Origin of the sequence: Microcoleus sp. A6-C6 (genome assembly GCF_036705955.1) — a bacterium.
GTDB lineage: Bacteria > Cyanobacteriota > Cyanobacteriia > Cyanobacteriales > Microcoleaceae > Microcoleus.
In genome coordinates this window covers 106021-122433 of record NZ_JAUBVR010000005.1, presented here as the reverse complement: position 1 = coordinate 122433, position 16413 = coordinate 106021, and the positions used below count along the sequence as shown (strand labels likewise).

14 protein-coding genes and 1 riboswitch are annotated in these 16413 nt (G+C 46.1%); of the genes, 10 read left to right on the top strand and 4 right to left on the bottom strand.

What is annotated here, in order from left to right; all coding sequences use genetic code 11:
* Nucleotides 1-194: 194 nt before the first annotated feature.
* Nucleotides 195-605 carry a cation:proton antiporter domain-containing protein gene (locus tag QUB52_RS04250; RefSeq protein WP_442923236.1) on the bottom strand — a complete coding sequence of 137 codons (411 nt, stop codon included), beginning with the start codon at nucleotides 603-605 and terminating at the stop codon, nucleotides 195-197.
* 97 nt (nucleotides 606-702) lie between these two features.
* Nucleotides 703-799, bottom strand: a riboswitch (Fluoride riboswitch).
* Between the two features lie 452 nt (nucleotides 800-1251).
* Between QUB52_RS04250 and QUB52_RS04245 the strand changes: the two genes are divergently transcribed.
* A complete protein-coding gene (locus QUB52_RS04245) occupies nucleotides 1252-2355 on the top strand; it encodes a Rho termination factor (modular protein) (protein ID WP_332975603.1) in 1104 nt (367 codons plus the stop codon).
* Nucleotides 2356-2737: 382 nt separating this feature from the next.
* The gene (locus QUB52_RS04240) at nucleotides 2738-3472 is read left to right on the top strand and encodes a Uma2 family endonuclease (protein ID WP_332975604.1); all 735 of its coding nucleotides are present in this window, start codon (nucleotides 2738-2740) and stop codon (nucleotides 3470-3472) included.
* Nucleotides 3473-3499: 27 nt separating this feature from the next.
* Here the strand turns inward: QUB52_RS04240 and QUB52_RS04235 are convergent, their stop codons facing one another.
* Nucleotides 3500-5101 carry a phenylacetate--CoA ligase family protein gene (locus QUB52_RS04235; RefSeq protein WP_332976120.1) on the bottom strand — a complete coding sequence of 534 codons (1602 nt, stop codon included), beginning with the start codon at nucleotides 5099-5101 and terminating at the stop codon, nucleotides 3500-3502.
* Nucleotides 5102-5547: 446 nt separating this feature from the next.
* On the opposite strand from QUB52_RS04235, the gene QUB52_RS04230 reads away from it, so the two are divergent.
* The 4 genes from QUB52_RS04230 (at nucleotide 5548) to QUB52_RS04215 (ending at nucleotide 10581) form a co-directional block, all read left to right on the top strand.
* Nucleotides 5548-7479 (top strand): serine/threonine-protein kinase, encoded by a 1932-nt coding sequence (locus QUB52_RS04230; RefSeq protein WP_265237212.1) that lies wholly within the window; start codon nucleotides 5548-5550, stop codon nucleotides 7477-7479.
* Between the two features lie 80 nt (nucleotides 7480-7559).
* Nucleotides 7560-7829, top strand: coding sequence for a hypothetical protein (locus tag QUB52_RS04225; protein ID WP_332967311.1), 270 nt, complete (start codon nucleotides 7560-7562; stop codon nucleotides 7827-7829).
* Between the two features lie 425 nt (nucleotides 7830-8254).
* Nucleotides 8255-9601 (top strand): EAL domain-containing response regulator, encoded by a 1347-nt coding sequence (locus QUB52_RS04220; RefSeq protein ID WP_265237208.1) that lies wholly within the window; start codon nucleotides 8255-8257, stop codon nucleotides 9599-9601.
* A gap of 314 nt (nucleotides 9602-9915) precedes the next feature.
* The gene (locus QUB52_RS04215) at nucleotides 9916-10581 is read left to right on the top strand and encodes a response regulator transcription factor (protein ID WP_332972499.1); all 666 of its coding nucleotides are present in this window, start codon (nucleotides 9916-9918) and stop codon (nucleotides 10579-10581) included.
* 125 nt (nucleotides 10582-10706) lie between these two features.
* Here QUB52_RS04215 and QUB52_RS04210 read toward each other — a convergent pair whose 3' ends face one another.
* The gene (locus tag QUB52_RS04210) at nucleotides 10707-11432 is read right to left on the bottom strand and encodes a pentapeptide repeat-containing protein (RefSeq protein ID WP_332972498.1); all 726 of its coding nucleotides are present in this window, start codon (nucleotides 11430-11432) and stop codon (nucleotides 10707-10709) included.
* Between the two features lie 191 nt (nucleotides 11433-11623).
* A complete protein-coding gene (locus QUB52_RS04205; RefSeq protein WP_332972497.1) occupies nucleotides 11624-12823 on the bottom strand; it encodes a phosphoglycerate kinase in 1200 nt (399 codons plus the stop codon).
* A 185-nt stretch (nucleotides 12824-13008) separates the two neighbouring features.
* Between QUB52_RS04205 and QUB52_RS04200 the strand changes: the two genes are divergently transcribed.
* The 4 genes from QUB52_RS04200 (at nucleotide 13009) to QUB52_RS04185 (ending at nucleotide 16325) form a co-directional block, all read left to right on the top strand.
* Nucleotides 13009-13419 carry a universal stress protein gene (locus tag QUB52_RS04200; RefSeq protein WP_332972496.1) on the top strand — a complete coding sequence of 137 codons (411 nt, stop codon included), beginning with the start codon at nucleotides 13009-13011 and terminating at the stop codon, nucleotides 13417-13419.
* Entirely contained in the window at nucleotides 13395-13520 is a 126-nt protein-coding gene (locus QUB52_RS04195; protein ID WP_332972495.1) for a hypothetical protein, read from the top strand. Before QUB52_RS04200 ends, QUB52_RS04195 begins: the two co-directional genes overlap by 25 nt.
* A 261-nt stretch (nucleotides 13521-13781) precedes the next feature.
* Nucleotides 13782-14636 (top strand): ribosome biogenesis GTPase YlqF, encoded by an 855-nt coding sequence (gene ylqF / locus QUB52_RS04190; protein ID WP_332972494.1) that lies wholly within the window; start codon nucleotides 13782-13784, stop codon nucleotides 14634-14636.
* 75 nt (nucleotides 14637-14711) lie between these two features.
* Nucleotides 14712-16325, top strand: coding sequence for an adenylate/guanylate cyclase domain-containing protein (locus QUB52_RS04185; protein WP_332972493.1), 1614 nt, complete (start codon nucleotides 14712-14714; stop codon nucleotides 16323-16325).
* Nucleotides 16326-16413 lie beyond the last annotated feature (88 nt).

The window sequence follows — 16413 nt, the reverse complement described above, 5'->3', positions numbered from 1 at the left end:
ATTAAGATATTTGTAGAATCAAATAAGTTATACACTGTCGAAAAATTAAGATTTACCGCAACTTATTGAGCGGATACTCAAATTTCTCAAACCATTTCATGAGACAAACTCCTTTTGTTACTTTTGATTAAAGTGCAATTTCTGTAATTTCCGGCCGATTAACACAGTAATACACCGGGTTTTGAACGGTTTTTCTAGTTGATGAACACAGATTTTTCAGAGAAATTTGGTTCCTTTGCGTAAGTTACACAACCCAAAAGTAACCCTGTGGGAAAGTCGAATTTAAAAATTAGCATGGCAACAAATGCGATCGCAATTGCCTCGATTGCCGCTGGTAAAACTCCTAACCGCAGCACCACAGTTCCCTGCTGTGTCAGCTTTTCTCGATCTAATCCTAATCCCGCTTTCATCAGGATAATCATCACTGCCACAATTGGTAGATTATCCGCCGATTTCAGCACTTCTGGACTAAGGACATCGCTAACTTGTGGCCCTAAAACTATCCCCACCAAAATCATCCCAATCAAAGGTGGAACACCTAAGCGACGGGCAATTTGACACGAAAAAAAGCCCATCAATAAAATCCACAGCACACTAGCTAACATGAGATTCCTTTCTCCAGATCCTGAGTATGGACAAAGGCTTGCTAGGTATGAGAGATTAGTGAAAAGTTTTCACTGCCCTACTCTCCGGCAGCAAGCCAGAAAAGTAGGAGCCATCAGCCTTTTAGTCTTTCAATTAACGCAAGGAAAGAATGACGCTTAAGGCGGTTTTGGCGAGCTCCATCGCCATTAAAATTCTTATAGCATCTTTTGTACAGAAAGCGCAAGAAGATATTTTTTTGCAGAATCGCGATCGCACCTGAACACGCTAGCCCGTTACCGAAGCCCTCAAAGACGATCGCCCGATCGCCAAAAAAAGTAAAGATGAGTGAAGCGGTGTATAATTTGTGTCCCCCAGCCAGTTAAACTCATCACAGTCGATTTTTTGTAGGAATTGCAGTCAGTTTTGCCGTTAGCGAAGCCATCGAAGAGGATCGCCCGGGCTGTCACCCCACAGCCAGCCGCACAGGTACAGCACCCCGCCGATATCTCCCCCAGATCACAGAGTCTGGGTAAGGTGTTTGTCTCGCACCCTATAATTAGATTTCTTGGGTTAGTCCTGTGGCACTTAAAACGCAGGCTGTAAAGTGCAAATATACATAATTACCCAAACACCTGATTTTTATGACAAAAGGGGACTTGTAATAAGATGGATCGATCGCAAGATCAAAACCGAATAGTTGAATATTTGCGGATTAAGCCAATTAGTCACAGTCAAATTTACACTTCCCAAATTGCCGTACCAGAGACTGAGGGGGAGGAAATCCCTCGCGAACGTCGGGAAGCTCTCAGGAGAAGTCTCATCGAGCAAGGCAGCAACTTAATTCCTTTAATTGTACGTCCTACTGAAGCTTACAGCAACGAAGAAGAATATGAAGTTGTCTGCGGCTCAGATTGGTGTATTGTTGCGAAAGAACTCGGCATTGAGCAAATGTGGGCGTGGGTTTTTGAAATGACCGACGAGGAGGTAGTTGCGGCTCAAGCAGAAATGGAACATTTAGCTCCTCAACCGACTCAGAAAACTGCACAACTTGAGACTCTACTGCAACATTTTGAGCTATCATTTCAAAAAAAAGTAGAGAGTCTAACACAACAAATAGAACAATCTGTTAAAAAAAATGAAGACCTGCTAAAAAAACAAGTAAAAGCTCTAACTGAGCAGAATTTCGATCGTGACCAAATAGAACAAATTAAGCGTCTGCTCGAACAAGTTGAAAAAACATTTCATGAAAAGGTAGATAAATTGGCTAAAAAAATTGAACAATCTGGCAGCAATAGTTCTCCGAAATCGGCGGTTATTTCGGAGATGAATCTTGAAGGTGCGTTGAGACAGTTGGATGAACTGGAAAAATTGCTGTCAATCAAATTAGAGCGCACAGTCAAAATAATTAATCAGTTTGTGGCTGACTCGATCGCAGATGTTGAAAATGACCTAAAAAATCAAATCGCCACCCTCCGCAGCCAACTGGGAGCCGCTGTGACGCACTCAGAAATACAGCCAGAGACGAAAAAGCCGCCGAAAACGCAGCGTCAGAAGCAGTCGAAGGTGCAGTCGAAACCTCAGTTACCGCAGTTGCAGTTAGAGTTGCCGTTTCCGCCCCAGGAGGAAGACGACGAAGACTACGATACTCTTTCGCTGAGACGCTTGAAGGCGATCGGCAAAGAGCGGAAATTGCGGGGCTGGGCGCGCATGAAACGACCAGAAATTCTGGCCGCTCTCCGAGAAGCTGACGTTCATTCAGTGGACAGTTGACAGTTGACAGTTGACAGTTGATAGTGGACAGTTGACAGTTGACAGTTGACAGTTGACAGTTGATAGTTGATAGTTGATAGTTGATAGTTGATAGTTGATAGTTGACAGTTGACAGTTGATAGTTGACAGTTGATAGCGACCTCTACCTAAAAGGAAGAGGATTGGAGGAATGAATCGTCTTCTTTTAATTTCTCCCGATCAGGGCTCCGGCTTTAAACCAATTCTTTATGGTAATTGGTAATATTTAAAGACTAATTGTTTGGTGCTAGATCGCACTTTTTGACCAAAAGCGCGATCGCCCTTTCAGAATAAATAGTCCTGGGCATCCATATAAAAACGTTGCTAAAATAGACACACCACCTCTTACTCCTCCCCAGCAGCCATGTTCGCAACCGCAGAATTAGCTACTTCTCAAGAAATACCAGAAGAGATACCTGAAAATTTTATTTTTCCTCCCAGCGATTTATACCGTGATGAACATTCGGTAGAAACAGAACTGCACCTCCGACAAATAATCCTATTGCTGCAATGCCTTGAATGGTTGTGGCGAGATAGAAATGACTTCTATGCTGCTGGTCATTTCACCATTTATTACTGTACACAACAACTCAAATCTCAAGACTTCCGAAGCTCAGACTTTTTTGTCGTACTCGGAACTGAACGCAAAACTCGGAAAAGCTGGGTAGTTTGGGATGAAGAGGGAAAGTACCCGAATATCATTCTTGAAATCCTGTCGCCGAAAACAGCGAACATAGATAAAAACTTTAAAAAACAACTCTATCAAGATACTTTCCGCACTCTGGATTACTTTTGGTTTGATCCAGAAACTTTAGAATTAGCTGGGTTTCATTTGGTAGATGGGGAATATCAACCAATTGCACCGAATGAATTAGGCTATCTGCGGAGTCAACAGCTTGATTTGAGTTTGGGAATTTCTAGCGGACAATTGCGTTTCTTTACAGCAGCAAATGAACTGGTTCCTACTCCTGAAGAGGTTGCAGAAAGGGAGACAGGGCGAGCAGATGCAGAGGCAGGGAGAGCCGAACAAGAGGCCGGGAGAGCCGATCGCCTCGCCGCAAAACTGCGAGAATTAAATATCGATCCCGATACAATTTAGCGCCCGTATTTCCCCAAAAATAGCGGTTTACTGTCGGGTGTATCGGTGCTTCAAACCAATCGGGAAATACTCTGCATCGCCCATCTCCGTTAATGTCACGACGGGTAACTGATATTCGGGTGGCACGTAATTAGCAAATTCGCTGTTGAGGCGCCGCAATTGCGCGAGAATTGAAGATGCGATCGCCACTTTCATCTCCTCGTCGCCCTCTATCCCCGCTGCTAATTCCACAACCACCGATAAAAACCGATTTCGATCCGCATCTTCCTTGACTTGCAGCACAAATTTTCCAGTCACCCATTCGCTAATGGTGGGAGCTTCTAAACCTACGGTAACGTTTTCTGGGTAGATGTTAGCACCGAAGTAGGATACGGTAAAGTGCGATCGCCCGAATACATACACAAATGGCAGATTGCGAATTCCTCTCGGCAAATCGGCACTTTCCCTAGCCGCCACTTCCTGCAAATGTGCCACCGGATTAAATCCCCATTCTGCCAAAAAATATAGCATTGCTTCGTAAGAAACTAAACCGCCATTATCGGAGATGTGATAGCGTATGAGCGGGATGCCGTTGTCGCCGGAAAATAACAGCGTGCCATCATCATTCACTTCAAAAAAACGGCTTTTCGGATCGTACTGCACCAGAGTTGGCAACCGCGATTCTCCGAATAAATTGCGCGCTGCTTCCGGATTGTTGGCAAACCAACGGCGGATGCAAATGCTCAGCGGTGTCTCGTTGCCCAAAACCCCCGCATCGGCAGTACCGTAGAGGCTCGCAGAGTTATAATATAGATTGTCAATTGACAGTTGACAATTGACTTGTCCGTAAGGGTTCTCAGAGTTATCAGCAATATTGTCATTAATACTGTTATAATTAGTGCGATCGCTCACCAAACCCCGCCATTCTTCGCTAAACACTTCCCCCGCAAACACCATCTTAATTCGATATTTTTGCCACTCCACACCCGCAGCAATCCCGCTATCAATTACATCTTTAATAAACGGCGGATATCCCAACAATACTACTTGGTCGAAATACTCCCCAAGTTCCCGCACTACTCGAAATATTTCAGTCTTATTATTCCCCGGTGTCACCACCGTCACGGGATAACCCTTACTCGCTAGATAGCGGCAGCAATTCGCCGTGTACATTCCGCCTACCCAAGTCCCCAAGGCAAAGCAGATTACAGCTAAAGTACGGCGGGTGTCGGCGAAAAAACTGTCGTGAAATATTTGTTCAAAACGATCGGCAATTTGCAACTCGTCGCTGATAAAACGAGGCCAAAATGTCGGGTTTCCCGTCGAACCCGAAGAAACAGCAATGAAATCGCAAGTTTCTAATTTGCCCTCGCGGCACAACTGAGGTAGCGGGTGACAGCGCAAATAATTCTCTTTGGTAATTAGCGGCAATTTTTGGAAGTCTTCAAAGGTTTGAATTGAGGCGGGATTGATGTTAAGTGCAGCTAGGAAATTCTGGTAAGCTGGTACTGTGGTAGCGACGTTTTGAAAAAGCACAATCGCCCCGGATTCCGGTTCTCGACTCTGCTGCTGTTGCAATCGTTCCTCAAGCGGCACGTTCAAAAACTCTTCAAATGCCCCAATTGCTCGCTGACGCGGTTCTAACTGCATGATTGGCTCCTTAATGGGAGAGGGGGAGAGGGGGAGAGGGGGAGATGGGGAGAGGGGGAGATGGGGAGAGGGGGAGATGGGGAGAGGGGGAGATGGGGAGAGGGGGAGATGGGGAGATGGGGAGATGGGGAGATGGGGAGATGGGGAGAGGGGGAGATGGGGAGAGGGGGAGATGATTTGATGAGTAGGGAATAGGGAACTTCAATATATCATTTAACTGCACAACAGCTTACTAAAAATTCGATCGCATTTTGAGGTCGATCGCACACACGGCACAATCCATAAACTTGTATCGCAGACAACCGCTTGTTTAAGAATAACCGCAGGGGATAGCCAAGCTGCCGATCGACTAATCAACACTGACACACTATGTCAAGATTAATTAGCGCGATCGCCCAAAACTCCCAATCTCAATCAAGCGTAAACATCCGACGCAGCAAGTTCCAATGAACAATCCCATCTACCCCGGCATAACTCTCAACAACCACTACCGCATAGTCCGCGAATTGGGACACGGAGGATTCGGGCGCACCTACCTCGCTGAAGATGCCCACCGATTTAACGAACCCTGCGTTTTAAAAGAATTTGCGCCCCAAGTACAAGGAAGTTACGCCTTACAAAAATCCGAGGAACTCTTCGAGCGCGAAGCCGGAGTGCTCTACAAGCTGCAACACAATCAAATCCCGCGCTTCCGCGAACTGTTTCGCGTCAGTATAGTCGATCGAGGCTATCTATTTCTCGTCCAAGACTACGTACCTGGCCAAACCTACCGCTTTCTGCTGGATGCCCGCAAACGTCAGGGTTTGCGGTTTATAGAAGCAGAAATAAATCAACTGCTGATTCAAATTTTACCAGTCCTCGAATACATTCACTCCTTGGGAGTGATTCACCGCGACATCTCCCCCGACAACCTGATTCTGCGCCTATCTGACGGAATGCCCGTACTGATTGACTTCGGCGGAGTCAAAGAAGTCGCCGCCACCGTAGAATCTCTATTTGCTGAAACTGAAGCTAATGCCACTCCCGCCCCCGCGACTCGCATCGGCAAACTCGGCTATGCTCCCGTCGAACAAATGCAAATGGGGATTGTCTATCCGCACAGCGATTTGTACGCTCTCGCGACTACGGTTTTGGTGTTGCTGACGGGGAAGGAACCGCATCAATTGCTCGACAGTCAGACGTTGAATTGGAACTGGCGATCGCACTGTTCTCTATCCCCGAATTTGTCCTTGGTGCTGGATAAAATGCTCGCTCACCAGCCGAGCCAGCGTTACTCCTCGGCTCGCGAGGTTTTGCTCGCTCTCGAAGGTAATCCGCTGTTACAGCCACAGGCACAACCATCCCCACCGCCGGATTTTGGGCTGACGCAGCCACCACCGGATCACACACCTCTCACCGCGCCTATACCCATACCCGCCCCCGCCCCGAAACTGCCGGGAACTCCGGTGCGAGTTGCGATGATTGGCAATCAACAAAAGATGCCTGCTTGGCAAATGTTTTTGTTCGTAGTGGCAGTGCTTTCAAGTATGGGCGGAGTTGGCTGGTTTGCGGGCAATTATGTGTTAAATTTGCAATCAAAAGTGCAGAAGATTCCCGTGACTCCGGGCCCGAAGCAGCAGCAAGAGGATGCTTTGCGCGATCGCTACTCTCAACTTAAAATAGACGATCGATTTTACAACGGTTACGTCAATCTTGTAGATGAAAATTTCTATGCCAAATACCCAGAATTGAACGGGCGGCTGTTAAAAGAAGGCGACGAGGATCGCCAATGGCGCGAAAAATGGCAGAAAATCGGCGACGACTTGCTCGACAAGCTCGAAAACCTCAGCAGCGACGCTAGAGCGCGGTTGGGCAGTTACGACACCGCCGATATCCAGCGCTGGAAAACGGAGGTTAACAAGCTGAATTTGAGCAGTCGGGCGCTGTACGATTTGGCTGATGCTAAGTTCTTTTATTGGTTTCCACAGCAGTCACGGAATAAAAATATCATCGGTTTGCCGATCGGACAAATTTGGCAAGCAATTACCGCCGACGCCCTCACAGCTTTGCAAGCGGGAGCAACTCTCGAAAGTGTTGAATTTGACCGCCGCTCCAACAGCAAAGCCCTCACGGGCAATCTCAAGCCCGGAGAAGGCAAAGCTTACATAGCCCGGTTCGCCCAAAATCAGATTTTGAGTGTAAATTTGCAAGCTGCGGGCAAATCGACTCTGCTATCAATTTATTCTCCTGGGCGGACAAACAAAGCCAAGGCTCTGCTGGAAGATGCAGAGGAGGTAAGTTGGTCTGGAACTCTGGATGAGGCTGGTTTTTATGAATTTGTGGTGGTTTCTCAGTCATCCGAGGCGATCGCCTACGAATTGAATCTGGCGATCAAATAAGGGCTATTGACGCAGGAAGTGCGATCGGGCGATAATCAAGTAATCCCGATCGGGTAAATTTTCCGGTTTACAAAAAGAATATGCTGAGATTCGCGATCATAGCTTTAGTAACTTTGGGATTAGTATTAGTGACTGCATTTGGTTTATATCCCGCCAGTGCGACAGTCAGCAATCCCGAATTTTATGCTTGGAACTTTGCCTCTGTAGGCAGCAGCGAACTGGTTTGCAAAAAGACAGTTATAGTTCCGCAAAACCTGATCATTCCGTCATCATCAATGCAGGCTGTCAGGATCAATTCTGCAATTGTAGATGACAAGTTTTGCACAAATTCCACTAAGCCTGTGAATTAATCCAGTGCATCCTACGATGTCCCCTCGAACTATCCAATAAAATTGATTTGATCGTTCGGACTTTAGTCCGTATTCATCATAGGACTAAAGTCAGAACTATCGAACACTTTTTTAGAGCGAATTGACCGGACATTGTATAGAGCTTGCCGCCATCCGCGCAGTGAAAGTGTTGACGGCATTTTTTATGAGAAACAACCGATAATTTGTCATAAAAATTTATCAAAATAGTCTGGCGCAGCAGTTTTCTCTCCTCGAACTCTTCCCAAATTAGCCACTTCTTTAATGTGACTTAAAAACCGAAGATAAATCATTAGCCAAATGGCTAATAATTTATTGGCTAATTGGCCTAATCAGTAAATCGCTAGTTTGAGTATGCTAGAGTTAGTCAGGTTCTGATATATAGTGCCATCTGTAATCTAAGTATCATGCTCAAAATTTTAGTCATTGAAGACGACGAATTAATCCGGGAAACTCTTGTACAACTCCTGGAATCTCACAGCTACCGGGTCATCGTGGCAGAAAACGGTCGATTTGGTGTGCAGATGGCACTTTCGGAGATCCCCGATTTAATTTTGTGCGACGTGCAGATGCCGGAGATAGACGGTTATGACGTGTTGCGGACTCTGCGGCAAAACTCACTGGCTGCAACAATTCCATTTATTTTCCTCACAGCTCAAAGTGACAAAACCGATTTTCGTCGGGGGATGGAATTGGGGGCCGACGATTACCTGACAAAGCCGTTTACTAAGGCTGAATTGCTGGGGGCCATTTCTTCTCGCGTCTCTAAACGGCAAACAATTACCCAACCGCTGACACTCGCACTTCACCAAGCAGAAGCCAGACTCAAAGATTTAGTTAACGACTCTACCAAGGTTTGTGTCCTTTCTCCCGAAAAATTGGCTCTGGAAGCTCTGCTGCGCCGCGCTTTGGCACAAGGTGAGTTTCAGGTATACTATCAGCCGCAGGTGAATATTGCTACCGGACAAGTTATCGGCGCTGAAGCTTTGGTGCGCTGGCAAAATCCCGATCGAGGTATAATTTCTCCCGCCGAATTTATTCCCTTAGCCGAAGAAACAGGTTTAATTATTCAGATTGGCGAGTGGGTACTGCTTTCAGCTTGCGCTCAAGCCGCTAGTTGGCTGGCGGCGGGGTTTTCGCCCTTTACAATATCAGTAAATTTGTCGGCCCGGCAGTTGTCCGACCCGGAACTCAAGAACCGAATCGTGCAAATATTGGAAACTACAGGCTTGGAGCCTGCTAATTTAGAATTAGAAATGACCGAAAGCGCTTTGGTAGAAAATGCGACAGTCGCAGGCACAACTTTAAACGAACTTAAAGCTCTCGGAATTCGGATTGCCATTGACGACTTCGGCACAGGTTATGCTACTTTAGGATATCTCAAGCAATTTGCTTTTGACGGCTTAAAGATCGATCGTATTTTTGTGCGAAATGCCAACGAAGACGCTCAAAATGCTGCTATTACCACAGCAGTAATTTTACTGGGTCACAGCTTAAATATGACAGTAATTGCTGAAGGAGTGGAAACAGAAGCAGAACTAGCTTTCTTGAAACAGCACAACTGCGACATCATCCAGGGGTATCTGTTCAGCCGCCCCGAACCCGCAACGATATTTGAAAGTATCCTAGTTGCCGACCAGCGTTTGTTCGCGCCGCCCGCTGCTGCTGCAACTGCTCGCGTTATGCCCTTTGTACCCCTGTCCGAACCAGAAAAATCTAAAAACCTTTCCATGTCGAGTCTAGGAATAGTGTAAACGTTAGCAGGATTTGTGTATAATAAAACAAAATTCTGGCTTTTAGCTGCTATTTTCTGCGGAAAAGTTGACGATGCCCCATAAAAAATTGTAACTTTTTTGGATAGGCAAATAAAAAAAGGAAATTTTCCCCAATATTCCTCTACTTCTTCCCATTTTATTCGCTTGACGCCCGTAATTGGACTATTTGAGGAATTGTGCCGTCTTGAAATTGGGAACCTTGATCAAGTTGCAGCAAGTAAACTCATTTAAGTTCCTAGTTTGGGAACCGCAGTTTCAAGAACTGTCAACTGACGAATTGGTGCAAGGCTGTAATGGAAAGAATCTTAGTAGTTGACGACGAAGCAGACTGTCAAACAGTCTTAGCAATGTACCTGGAAAGTCAAGGATACCGCGTTGAATGCGCTACTTCTGGCGCTGAGGCACTCTCGATTTTTGAGAATGCCCCCCCAGATTTAGTAATTTCCGATGTGATGATGCCGGAAATGGACGGGTTTGAGTTTTGTCGCCGCTTGCGCACTACACGTTTGGGACAATTGGTGCCGTTTATATTTTTGTCTGGTCAAGGCGAAATTGAGGCAAAAGTTGAAGGTCATGCGATCGGCGCGGACGATTATCTGGTAAAACCTTTTCATTCTGAAGAAATCTTGGCTAAAGTGAAAGCGCAGTTAGAACGCTCTCACCGCATTCACGCTGAGATTGTCCGACTGTTGCAAACTTCTACCGCCTGGGCGCCGGAACCAAAAGTTGTCGCAGTATTGCCTAACCCTGCACCTTTACCTCTGACACCAGCCGAGGAAAGAGTTTTTTGGGAGGTGATCCAGGGTTATACTAACAAACAAATTAGCGATCGACTATTTATTAGTCCCCGAACTGTCCAAGCTCATTTAGGCAGCATTTTCAGCAAACTAAAGTTAGAAAATCGCGCCCAGCTTGTGAAATTCGCCCTAGAAAGGGGATACAAACCACCTCAAACTTAGCTAATATCTCAACAACCGAGGGCGCGCCAGCCTTTAATTACCCGTAATAAAAAACAGTTTGTAGTGAGGACTAAATTCCTCACTACAAACCAATCAGACTGTGGTAGTTCTCTTTGGAAATGATATTATTCCACACTGAAAACACAATAGGGAAAAGTCGTTGTCACACAAACAACCGGCCCCAAATTCGTACCCCGCAAATTTGCACGCTCCAAATCAGCCTGACGCAGGTTATTAACCGCATCGATATTTGTCCCGCTCAATTGAGCCTTAGGAAGCCTGGTATTTGACAGAATAGCACTCTGCAAATTAGTATCGCGCACATCAGCGAAAGACAAATCCGCACCGCTTAAATTAGCGCGACTCAAATTAACTCTAAACAGCAGCGAACGCCGCAAATCAGCATTCGATAAATTAGCTTGTAGCAGATAAGCTTCGCCCAAATTAGCATTAAAAAGTTTAGCACCGCGCAAATCAGCTCTCGTCATATTTGCTCGCCCCAAAAAAGCATTAGACAAATCCGCATTACGCAGATTAGCACTGTCCAAGTCAGCTCCATACATCTCCGAATTAACTAAATTAGCATTCGCCAAATTAGCGCCACTTAAATCTGCTTCTAGCAAATTAGCTTCGTAGAGATTAGCTCCGCTTAAATCAGCTCCTCTTAAATTAGCTCTGTACAAACTCGCTTTAAACAAATCAGCATTTCTCAAATCGCAGCCTTCGCACTCTTTAGTTTCCAGCAATTGCCTAACATGATCTGGATTTTGAGCTTTGACGGGAGCTGCAAGCAAAAACGGGGCTAAAACTGCTACAGTTGCCGTTATACTTGCCAAGATTTTAAGTTTCACAAACAAACCTCACTGCCACTTCAGACCAATTATACTAGCAAACTGTAGACTTTAAACCCATATCCTTCTCTCTTTTCTCTTGCTCTGCGTTCTCTGCGCCCTCTGCGGTAAATATTCAAAAACATGATTCGCAGCCAACAATTTAGACCTGCTTCCAGCAAGGCGGGCAAAGCCCGCCCTACTTAACTTAATTAAGCCTCATCTAAAGCAGCAACACCAGGCAATTCCTTACCTTCGAGCAGTTCCAAACTAGCACCCCCACCAGTAGAAATGTGGCTCATTTCAGGCCCCAAATTCAACTGTTCCACAGCCGCTACCGAATCACCGCCGCCGATAATTGTGGTAGTACCAGTTTTAGTAATTCCAGCCAAAGAATGGGCAATTCCTTCAGTTCCAGCAGCAAACTTCTCCATCTCAAACACGCCCATCGGCCCGTTCCAGATTACTGTTTTGCAATCGGCCAAAGCATCTTGGAAAGTTTTCACAGAATCCGGGCCGATGTCCAAACCCATCCAACCGTCGGGAATATTTTCAACTGAGACAGTTTGAGTGTTAGCGTCAGCAGCAAACTTATCAGCAACTATCACATCAGTAGGCAACAGAAAAGTAACTCCCCGTTCCTTTGCTTTAGCTTCCAAAGACTTAGCCAGTTCCAACTTGTCATCTTCCACCAAAGACTTACCCACGTTCAAACCGCGAGCTTTGTAGAACGTGAACACCATGCCGCCTCCCAGCAGCAATTTGTCGCACTTTTCGAGCAGTTTTTCAATGACTCCAATCTTGCTGGAAACCTTAGAACCACCGATGATAGCAGCTAAGGGACGTTGCGGATTGTCGATCGCACTACCGAGATACTGCAACTCCTTCTCCATCAAAAACCCAGCCACAGAAGGACTCAGATACTTAGTAACGCCCTCAGTAGAAGCGTGAGCCCGGTGAGCCGTACCAAAAGCATCATTGACATACAAATCGGCCACAGAAGCTAACTTCTTCGCAAATTCCGGGTCATTTGCCTCTTCTTCGGGATAGAAGCGGACATTTTCCAGCAAAACCACATCGCCATCAGCCATCGCCGCCACTGTAGCAGCCACTTCATCGCCGATGCAGTCGTCAGTCTTTTTGACCTCTTTCCCCAACAATTCCGACAGCCGCTTAGCAACCGGAGTCAAGCGCAACTTCTCCGTCACACCCTTGGGACGCCCGAAGTGACTGCACAAAATGACCTTAGCGCCCTTCGACGCTAAATCCTGAATAGTCGGCAGAGCAGCCCGGATGCGAGTATCATCAGTGATATTGCCGTTGTCGAGCGGCACGTTAAAGTCCGCCCGCACCAATACCCGTTTGCCCGATAAGTCTGATGCTGATAAATTTGCTACAGTTTTTTTGGTCACAGGATTAACCTCCTAATATTTGTGTTTTTGTCTAATTCCGTTGAAATGGCAGCACTCGTCACTTGCACTTGGCGCCTCGGACGCATTCAACCGCGCCCGCACACAAAACGGAAGATGAAACAAACGGCACTGATTTGGCTCAACGTAAACATTTTATCGGAGTCCGTGTCCGGGAAATGCGAACTATGTTCAAGACTGTCTTATTTCCTGTAGATCAAAGCCGAGAAGCCCGCGAAGCTGCGGAAAAGGTGATCAATATTGTGAAAACCTACGCTTCTCGTTTAGTTATTCTGTCGGTAGTCGAACCCCCAGCCGAGGAGGGCGACGCGCCGCCAGAGGTGATGAGTTCGCCCGAAGCAGTCGCAAAACTGCTGTCTGAGGCCCAATCGATGTTTTCCCAGCAGGGAATCGAAGCTGAAATCATTGAACGAGAAGGCAAACCGGCTTTCACGATTTGTGATGTGGCTGACGAAATTGGCGCTGATTTGATTGTGATGGGCTGTCGGGGGATGGGTTTAACCGATGATGGGGCGTCTGACAGCGTTACCAATCGGGTGATCAATCTGTCTCCTTGTGCAGTTTTGATTGTGCCTTAACAGAAGGAAGAAGGAAGGAAGAAGGAAGAAGGAAGAGGGAAGAAGGAAGAAGGAAGAAGGAAGAAGGAAGAAGGAAGACAACTCTTTCTTATTGCTTCTGACATTTTCCTTTTGCCCTTTTCCTTTTGCCCTTTTCCTGATTTCTTCCTTATTCCCTCTGATTTCTTCTCTCTGCGCTCTCTGCGCCCTCTGTGGTTAGTTCCTTCTTATTTATTCCTTAGATTTATTGTAAAAGTTGCTTTCCAATTACGAAATCATCTGCATTTATCTGCCTTTCATCTGCGGTTGACTGGCTCGATCAAAGATTGATGTAATAAGTCTCTTCCTTCTTCCCTCTTCCCTCTTCCTTCTTCCTTCGTATTATGAAAATTCACTGGTATCCCGGTCACATTGCCAAAGCTGAACGGGCATTAAAAGAACAACTAAAGCGCGTAGATGTGGTGCTCGAAGTCCGAGATTCCCGCATTCCATTGGCTACTTATCACCCCCAAATGCCTAGCTGGGTGGGCGGTAAGGCGCGAATATTGGTGGTCAACCGCATGGATATGATTACGCCTCGAACCCGCGAGGCGTGGGAAACCTGGTTTGAGTCCCAGGGAGAAACCGCCTATTTTACCAATGCCGAACACGGCCAAGGAGTACACGATGTTTCCGATGCTGTCCAAGAGGCTGGGGTGCAGCTAAATAAACGCAGGTTCGATCGAGGTATGCTACCCCGTCCAGTCCGCGCCGTGGTAATGGGCTTCCCAAATGTCGGAAAATCTGCTTTAATCAATCGGCTGTTAGGACAGAGAGTAGTGGACAGTGCCCGCAGAGCTGGAATAACTAAATCGCTCAGATGGATTCGCATTTCTGACGAAATTGAGTTATTAGACGCCCCCGGAATCATCCCCACCCGGATTAACAATCAAGAAAATGCCATAAAATTAGCTATTTGCGAAGATATTGGCGAAGCAGCTTACGACAATCAAGTAGTAGCCGCGGCTATGGTAGATTTGCTTCTCAAACTTGAGGCGGATGATGACACTTTGATGTCAGTATCTGGTTTCAAATCTAGGTATAAATTAGATATAGCATCTAGTAACGGTGAAGATTATTTGCACGAGGTAGCAAAAGACAGATATAAAGGAGATGTCGAACGAACGGCGCGACAAATGTTGAATGATTTTAGAACTGGTGTGTTGGGTCAGCTTAGTTTGGAATTGCCGCCTACTTGATGGGACTGATGGAAGATTTTATCTGATGAATTCAATTCTTATCAAAGTCTTGAAAATTCAACAGCGGTGCTGTGTATGAATGAATTGAATCTGGAAGTTCAAATTAATGGAATCATCGAAAAAACCGTGCCTGTCGAGGGCGAGGAATTTATTATCGGTAGATTGCTAGAATGCGATTTGCAACTGCCTTTTTCTGACGTTTCCCGCCACCACACCCGCTTGTTTAAAATAGCTTCAGGGGAGTGGCTAGTTGAGGATATGGGCAGTACCAACGGGACGCTACTCAACAACAGTCCCCTCGACCACCCTCACGTAGTCAATCAGGGCGATGTGATTTATTTGGGACACCGGATTAATTTGATTGTCGTTTTACTCGATCGCTCCGACCCCGAACTTCCCGAAATCGGCACCATGCCCGAAGGATTCACCATCCTCGGCAAAGCCAAAGAACTGCAAAAGCAGTGGATAGAACCCGACACAAAAATCGAAAAAAACTACGAACAAGCGATCTCGCGTTTAAAATATTTAGTCGATATTGCCAAGTATTTGAACACCGCTGAATCCATCGAAGCAATTTTCGATCAAGTCCAGCAAATCGTGTTCCGCGACATCAAAAACATTGAACGTTTGGCGCTGTTAATAGACTTCCGAAATAACGGCGAACTCGAAGTAGTTAAAACCGCTGCCAGAAGCACAGCTAAAAATAAATACATCCCCGCTGACGGCAGTTGGATCGGCCGCACTATTTGCCGCAAAGTATTGGAAGAACAAGTTTCTATCAAAACTGCCGACGCTCAGTTTGACGAACAGTTTGACGACAATATGAGCATGATCGATAAAGGAATTCGCACGGCGATAGCTGTTCCTCTCTGGGATGAAAATACAGTTTTTGGAGTGCTTTACGGCGACGCTGAACTGACTTCTAGAGAGTGGCATCAGGGCGGAGATGAAGACTTGAGCTTTTTTTCAGCTTTAGGCAATATCGTCGCTTCCAGCGTGCAGCGGTGGCTGCTGACACAGAAACTCCGCACCGAAGAAACTATGCGGCTAAGATTGGAACGCTATCACTCTCCGGCTGTTGTCCAGCATTTAATGAATACGGGGACTTTAATCAATCACCGCTTGCCACCTGTGGAACGCGAAATCAGCATTTTGTTTGCAGATATTGTTGGCTTTACTGCGATGTCGGAACGATTGAGTCCACCTGAAATTGCCCGGTTACTAAACAATTTTTTTGAAGAAATGTTGCAAGAAGTTTTTGACGAAGGAGGAACTTTAGATAAGTTTATTGGAGATTGTATTATGGCGTTTTTTGGAGCGCCGGAACCTCAACCAGATCATGCCGATCGGGCTGTGGCCGCTGCTTTGGGAATGCTCAACCGTCTTGACAAACTCAATGCCAATAACAGTTTGAGTGAACCGCTGCAATTGCGGATTTCTATTAACAGTGGCAAGGCGATAATTGGCGATGTCGGCAGTTTTAAAAGAGTTGATTATACTGTGTTGGGTTCGACAATTAATCTGGCCGCTCGGATGGAGGGGATTTGTCTGCCAGGGGAATGTGTGGTGAGCGAAGCTACTTACAAGTTGCTGCGATCGCCCCAAAGTTTTGAGCCGATGGGAGATTTCCGTTTTAAAGGAATTGACAGACCGATTGTGGTTTATAGTACCAACCGAAATCAAAGGTAATTGGTCATTAGTCATTAGTCATTGGTCATTGGTCATTAGTCAACCCTTCTCTTTCGCAAGCTGTCAACTGTTAACTGTCAACTGTCAA

Coding starts and splice junctions, on each gene's coding strand:
- QUB52_RS04250 (WP_442923236.1), bottom strand. CDS start 605: ATGTTAGCTAGTGTGCTGTGGATTTTATTGATGGGCTTTTTTTCGTGT.
- QUB52_RS04245 (WP_332975603.1), top strand. CDS start 1,252: ATGGATCGATCGCAAGATCAAAACCGAATAGTTGAATATTTGCGGATT.
- QUB52_RS04240 (WP_332975604.1), top strand. CDS start 2,738: ATGTTCGCAACCGCAGAATTAGCTACTTCTCAAGAAATACCAGAAGAG.
- QUB52_RS04235 (WP_332976120.1), bottom strand. CDS start 5,101: ATGCAGTTAGAACCGCGTCAGCGAGCAATTGGGGCATTTGAAGAGTTT.
- QUB52_RS04230 (WP_265237212.1), top strand. CDS start 5,548: ATGAACAATCCCATCTACCCCGGCATAACTCTCAACAACCACTACCGC.
- QUB52_RS04225 (WP_332967311.1), top strand. CDS start 7,560: ATGCTGAGATTCGCGATCATAGCTTTAGTAACTTTGGGATTAGTATTA.
- QUB52_RS04220 (WP_265237208.1), top strand. CDS start 8,255: ATGCTCAAAATTTTAGTCATTGAAGACGACGAATTAATCCGGGAAACT.
- QUB52_RS04215 (WP_332972499.1), top strand. CDS start 9,916: ATGGAAAGAATCTTAGTAGTTGACGACGAAGCAGACTGTCAAACAGTC.
- QUB52_RS04200 (WP_332972496.1), top strand. CDS start 13,009: ATGTTCAAGACTGTCTTATTTCCTGTAGATCAAAGCCGAGAAGCCCGC.
- ylqF (WP_332972494.1), top strand. CDS start 13,782: ATGAAAATTCACTGGTATCCCGGTCACATTGCCAAAGCTGAACGGGCA.
- QUB52_RS04185 (WP_332972493.1), top strand. CDS start 14,712: ATGAATGAATTGAATCTGGAAGTTCAAATTAATGGAATCATCGAAAAA.